This is a genomic window from Salipiger sp. HF18, from assembly GCF_011806505.1.
Taxonomy (GTDB): domain Bacteria; phylum Pseudomonadota; class Alphaproteobacteria; order Rhodobacterales; family Rhodobacteraceae; genus Salipiger; species Salipiger thiooxidans.
On the sequence record NZ_JAATOS010000335.1, the window covers coordinates 1 to 4,421 of the forward strand.

General features: G+C 67.3%; 5 protein-coding genes and 1 pseudogene. 1 reads left to right on the forward strand and 5 read right to left on the reverse strand.

All coding sequences use genetic code 11. The annotated features are described in order from the left end of the window. Nucleotides 1-1,016: AMP-binding protein (locus HC022_RS19865; protein ID WP_167453579.1), on the reverse strand; the 1,016-nt coding region annotated here is incomplete at its 3' end. Nucleotides 1,017-1,192: 176 nt separating this feature from the next. Further along, nucleotides 1,193-1,816 carry a ribonuclease T2 gene (locus tag HC022_RS19870; protein ID WP_167453580.1) on the reverse strand — a complete coding sequence of 208 codons (624 nt, stop codon included), beginning with the start codon at nt 1,814-1,816 and terminating at the stop codon, nt 1,193-1,195. Between the two features lie 142 nt (nt 1,817-1,958). On the opposite strand from HC022_RS19870, the pseudogene HC022_RS19875 reads away from it, so the two are divergent. Next, nucleotides 1,959-2,729, forward strand: a pseudogene (locus tag HC022_RS19875) (DUF1013 domain-containing protein); the annotation flags it as partial. A 338-nt stretch (nt 2,730-3,067) separates the two neighbouring features. Here HC022_RS19875 and recR read toward each other — a convergent pair. The 3 genes from recR to HC022_RS19890 all read right to left on the reverse strand — a co-directional run. Further along, nucleotides 3,068-3,661, reverse strand: a complete 594-nt coding sequence (gene recR, locus HC022_RS19880) for a recombination mediator RecR (RefSeq protein ID WP_008883923.1) — start codon at nt 3,659-3,661, stop codon at nt 3,068-3,070. Between the two features lie 123 nt (nt 3,662-3,784). After that, nucleotides 3,785-4,129 (reverse strand): YbaB/EbfC family nucleoid-associated protein, encoded by a 345-nt coding sequence (locus HC022_RS19885; protein ID WP_008884730.1) that lies wholly within the window; start codon nt 4,127-4,129, stop codon nt 3,785-3,787. A 101-nt stretch (nt 4,130-4,230) separates the two neighbouring features. Next, a partial coding sequence (locus tag HC022_RS19890) for a hypothetical protein (protein ID WP_167453581.1) occupies nt 4,231-4,421 on the reverse strand: 191 nt, incomplete at its 5' end.

Here is a 4,421-nt window from a genome sequence, read left to right on the forward strand (position 1 = left end):
ACGTCGGGCCCGTAGGTCTCGGTCAGCCCGTAGACCTGGGTGACGTTGAAGCCCATGGTCTCGATCTTGGCGAGCGTCGCGGGCGCGGGCGGGGCACCGGCGGTGAACACCTCGACCACGTGCTCGAAGCTGCGCTTCTCCTCTTCGCGGGCGTTGACGATCATGTTGAGCACGATGGGCGCGCCGCCGAAATGGGTTACGCCCTCGTCGGCGATGGCGTCGTAGATGTTGTGCGCGGCGATGTCCCGGCAGCAGACCACGGTGCCGCCGACCGCGGGCATCATCCAGGTGTGGCACCAGCCGTTGCAGTGGAAGAGCGGCACGATGGTCAGGTAGACCGGGTGCAGCACCATGCGCCAGCTCAGCACCTGTCCCATGGCGTTCAGGTAGGCGCCGCGGTGGTGGTAGACCACGCCCTTGGGCCGACCGGTGGTGCCGGAGGTGTAGTTGAGCGCGAGGCTCTCCCACTCGTCCTCGGGCATGATCCACGTGAAATGCGGGTCGCCGGTGGCGAGGAAATCCTCGTATTCGAGGTAGTCACCAAAGGCCTTGGCGCCGCCGTGCGGGTCGGCGACCTCGATGACGGTGGGCGGGTCCTGCTCCATCCGCTCCATCGCCTCGGCGAGATGGGGGATGAACTGCGGGTCGCAGAGCACCACCTTGGCCTCGCCGTGGTCGAGGATGTAGGCGATGGTGTCGATGTCGAGCCGGGTGTTGATGGCGTTCAGCACCGCGCCGCAGGCGGGCACGCCGAAGTGGGCCTCGGCCTGCGCGGGGATGTTGGGCAGGATCGTGGCGACCACGTCGCCGGGCTCCACCCCGATCTTGGTGAGCGCCGAGGCAAGGCGGGAGACGCGCTCGTGGTACTCGGTGTAGGTCTTGCGGTGCGGGCCGTAGACCACCGCCATGTGGTCGGGATAGACCTGCCGCGCCCGGTGCAGGAACGACAGCGGCGTCAGCGGAACGTAGTTCGCTTCGCATCTCCCGAGTCCGGTTTCCTTCTCCCTCCATCCCATGGTGTCTCCTCCCTGATCTCACTCCTGCGGGCGACTATGCGCAGACTCGCCCGTCCGGGAAAGCCCCGAAAGGCGAAGTTCCGCGGCGCGGCGGGGGGTTATTCTGTCGCAGAGCAACCGCGCGCGCGGCGCAGCCTTATCTTCGTGCAGGGGCTCGGGCGCGGGCCGTCGCGAAGTCAGCGCACCGGGTCGAGCAGGGCGCTGCCGAGCGTGCAGTCCTTGACCACGTCGCTGCCGCAGGGCACCGGGTCGAGTCCCTTCGAGAGGCAGATCCGCACCTCCTCGATGCGGCCCGCGTCGCAGGTCACAGTCAGCATGTCCGGCTCGAGCCCCGGGTTCTCGGCTATGAACGCCTCCTCGACCAGCGCCGCTGGCAGCGTCACCGGCGCCTGCAGCTTGCGGAAGACCTCGGGGCGGGTGACGTTGCCGAAGGCGGTGCGGGCGAGGCGGAAGTAGTCGCCCGCCGCGAGGCCGGAGCAGGTTCCGTGCTTCTTCCACTGGTGCCACGCGAGGCCGCCGCTGCCCATGATGTCGGCCATTCCGGCGGTTTCCCAGCGTGCCGGCGGCGGTGCGGACGTCGGGCAGAAGGCAGGGTAGCCGCGGTGGTACTGCGGCCAGAGCCCGTGCAGGATCCAGCCATGCGCGGCGTCGCATTGCTCGGCGTCGCGCGCATCGCCTTCGAGGGCGCACCATGTGGGGGACCAGCTCAGCGACAGGACGTAATAGTCGAACGCGCCGGATTCCTCGCCATCAGCACGGGCAAGTGATACCGTCAAGAGCAGGGCAACCAGCCAGCGCATTTTCTCTTTCCTCTTGGCTCGGGCGCCACTATATAGGCCGGAAGTTCCCCGACAACGGTAACCTGTCCCGAAGAAGATTCGGGACCTCCCGGCCCAGAAGACGGCCTGGGAGCGGGGGAGAAGAATTGCAAGGAGACGTGACATGGCCAAACTGCTGCACCCCAAGGCGACCGCCGTCTGGCTGGTCGACAACACCACACTGACCTTCAAGCAGATCGCCGATCTTACCGGCATGCACGAGCTCGAGGTGCAGGGCATCGCGGACGGAGACGTGGCTGCCGGCGTCAAGGGCTTCGACCCGGTCGGCAACAACCAGCTCGAGCAGTCGGAGATCGACAAGGCCGAGAAGAACCCGATGCACAAGCTGAAGCTCAAGTACAACGCCGCCGCTGTCGACGAGGACAAGCGCCGCGGCCCGCGCTACACCCCGCTGTCCAAGCGTCAGGACCGCCCGAACGCAATCCTGTGGCTGGTGAAGTTCCACCCGGAACTCACGGACGGCCAGATCTCGAAGCTCGTCGGCACCACCAAGCCGACCATCCAGTCGATCCGCGAGCGCACCCACTGGAACATCCAGAACATGCAGCCAATCGACCCGGTTGCGCTGGGCCTCTGCCGCCAGTCCGAGCTTGACGGCGCCGTCGCCAAGGCCGCGAAGAACCGCGAAGAGGTGATGACCGACGACGAGCGTCGCAAACTGGTCTCGACCGAGCAGAGCCTCGGCATGGACACCGAGCCGCGCCTGCCGACCGCGATCGAAGGGCTCGAGACCTTCTCGCTCTCCGATCCGCGTGGCGACGACGACGAGGACGACCACAAGGGCCCGAGCGACTTCTCGGATGCGGACAGCTTCTTCAACCTGCCCGCCGGCGGGGACGACGATGACGAGGATGACGACAGCGACGATCCCCGTAGAGGAGACCGTCGCTCACCGAATGACAAAAGGCGCTCCGCTCTGGCGGGGCGCCTTTTTCTTTGTGGCGTGGGTCTGACTGGAAACGGCCCGGAGATCGGGTCTCAGGGTGGCTCCTACTGGTCGAGAGGGCTCGGAACAACAGGTTTGCCGACAGCTTGAGCGCGGTGTCGCCGTCGCCTTCGTAGAGTTCGCTCTTGCCGCCGCCGTAGCCGAGGAAGACCGAGAGCCCGCCAATGCAGAGCCCGCAGCCGGCCACGACGCCTGCCTCGCGATGGTCGAAATCCCGCGCGGACTGGCCTGCCTCCGCAACAAGTTTGAGACAAAAGGAAAAACGGTCAGATCCGTTTGCGGGCGTTCAGCGCCGCGGTGATCGTGCCATCGTCAAGGTAGTCGAGCTCGCCCCCGATCGGCACCCCCTGCGCCAGCGAAGTCAGCTCGACGCGCGTCTCGAGCTGGTCGGCGATGTAATGCGCGGTGGTCTGGCCGTCGACGGTGGCGTTGAGCGCGAGGATGACCTCGGTGATCGCCTCGGTCTCGACACGGTGCACGAGCTGCGGGATGCGCAGCTCTTCGGGGCCGACGGAATCGAGCGCCGAGAGCGTGCCGCCCAGCACGTGGTAGCGGCCCTTGAAGACGCCCGAGCGCTCCATCGCCCAGAGATCGGCCACGTCCTCGACCACGCAGAGCTGGCCGTTGCCGCGGCGCTCGTCGGCGCAGATCGGGCAGATCTCGGCGGTGCCGACATTGCCGCAGTTGAGGCATTCGCGGGCGCTTGTGGCGACGGCGCCCATGGCATCGGCAAGCGGCTGCAGCAGCAGTGCGCGCTTGCGGATGAGGTGCAGCACCGCCCGACGCGCCGAGCGCGGTCCGAGACCGGGCAGGCGGGCCATCAGGTCGATCAGCGCGTCGATCTCGTTGCGGTCGGACAATGTGGGGGTCCCTCGAGGGTGCCGGAGGTCTTGCCGGATCTCGCTCCGGCGTTCTCAGAGCCCCCGCAGGGGCCCCGTCCGGACCGGCCCCGCGGGCCGGTCGTCATGCCTGTGCCTGACGGATCAGAACGGCAGCTTCATGTCCGCGGGCAGGCCCATCTCGGAAGTGAGCTTCTGCATTTCCTCCTGCGCGCGCTCCTGCGCCTTGGCCTGCGCGTCCTTCACCGCGGCGAGGATCAGGTCCTCGACCACTTCCTTGTCGTCGGCGTTGAAGATCGACGGATCGATATCGAGCGCGCGCAGCTCGCCCTTGGCCGAGGCCGTGGCCTTGACCAGGCCGGCTCCGGACTCGCCGGTGACTTCCATCGTCTTCAGGTCTTCCTGAAGCTGGGTCATCTTGCCCTGCATTTCCTGCGCGGCCTTCATCATCTTGGCCATGTCGCCAAGTCCGCCCAAACCTTTCAGCATGTCGTGTCTCCAGATTGCGGGCGCGGTGATCGCGGCCCTGGCACTTGGGGAGACGTTATCGCAGTCACGGCGGGGATCGACAAGGGCCGCGCCCGGATGTGTCAGCGCCAGAGGTGGGCGTGACCGGCGAGCAGCCCCTGCAGCTTCGACAGGCTGCGGTTCAGGGGCCCTGCGCGGGGGATGTGGCCTGCTTCGAGCCGGTCGGCCACGACCTCGACCGGGCAGGGCAGGCCGGTCACCGGGTCGCGGTAGCGCGGGTAGGCGATGAGCGTAGCGTGCACCAGCCCCTCGA

Bases quoted from the DNA above. Each gene is read 5' to 3' on its own strand.
- HC022_RS19870 (WP_167453580.1), bottom strand. From the start codon at position 1,816: ATGCGCTGGCTGGTTGCCCTGCTCTTGACGGTATCACTTGCCCGTGCT.
- HC022_RS19885 (WP_008884730.1), bottom strand. From the start codon at position 4,129: ATGCTGAAAGGTTTGGGCGGACTTGGCGACATGGCCAAGATGATGAAG.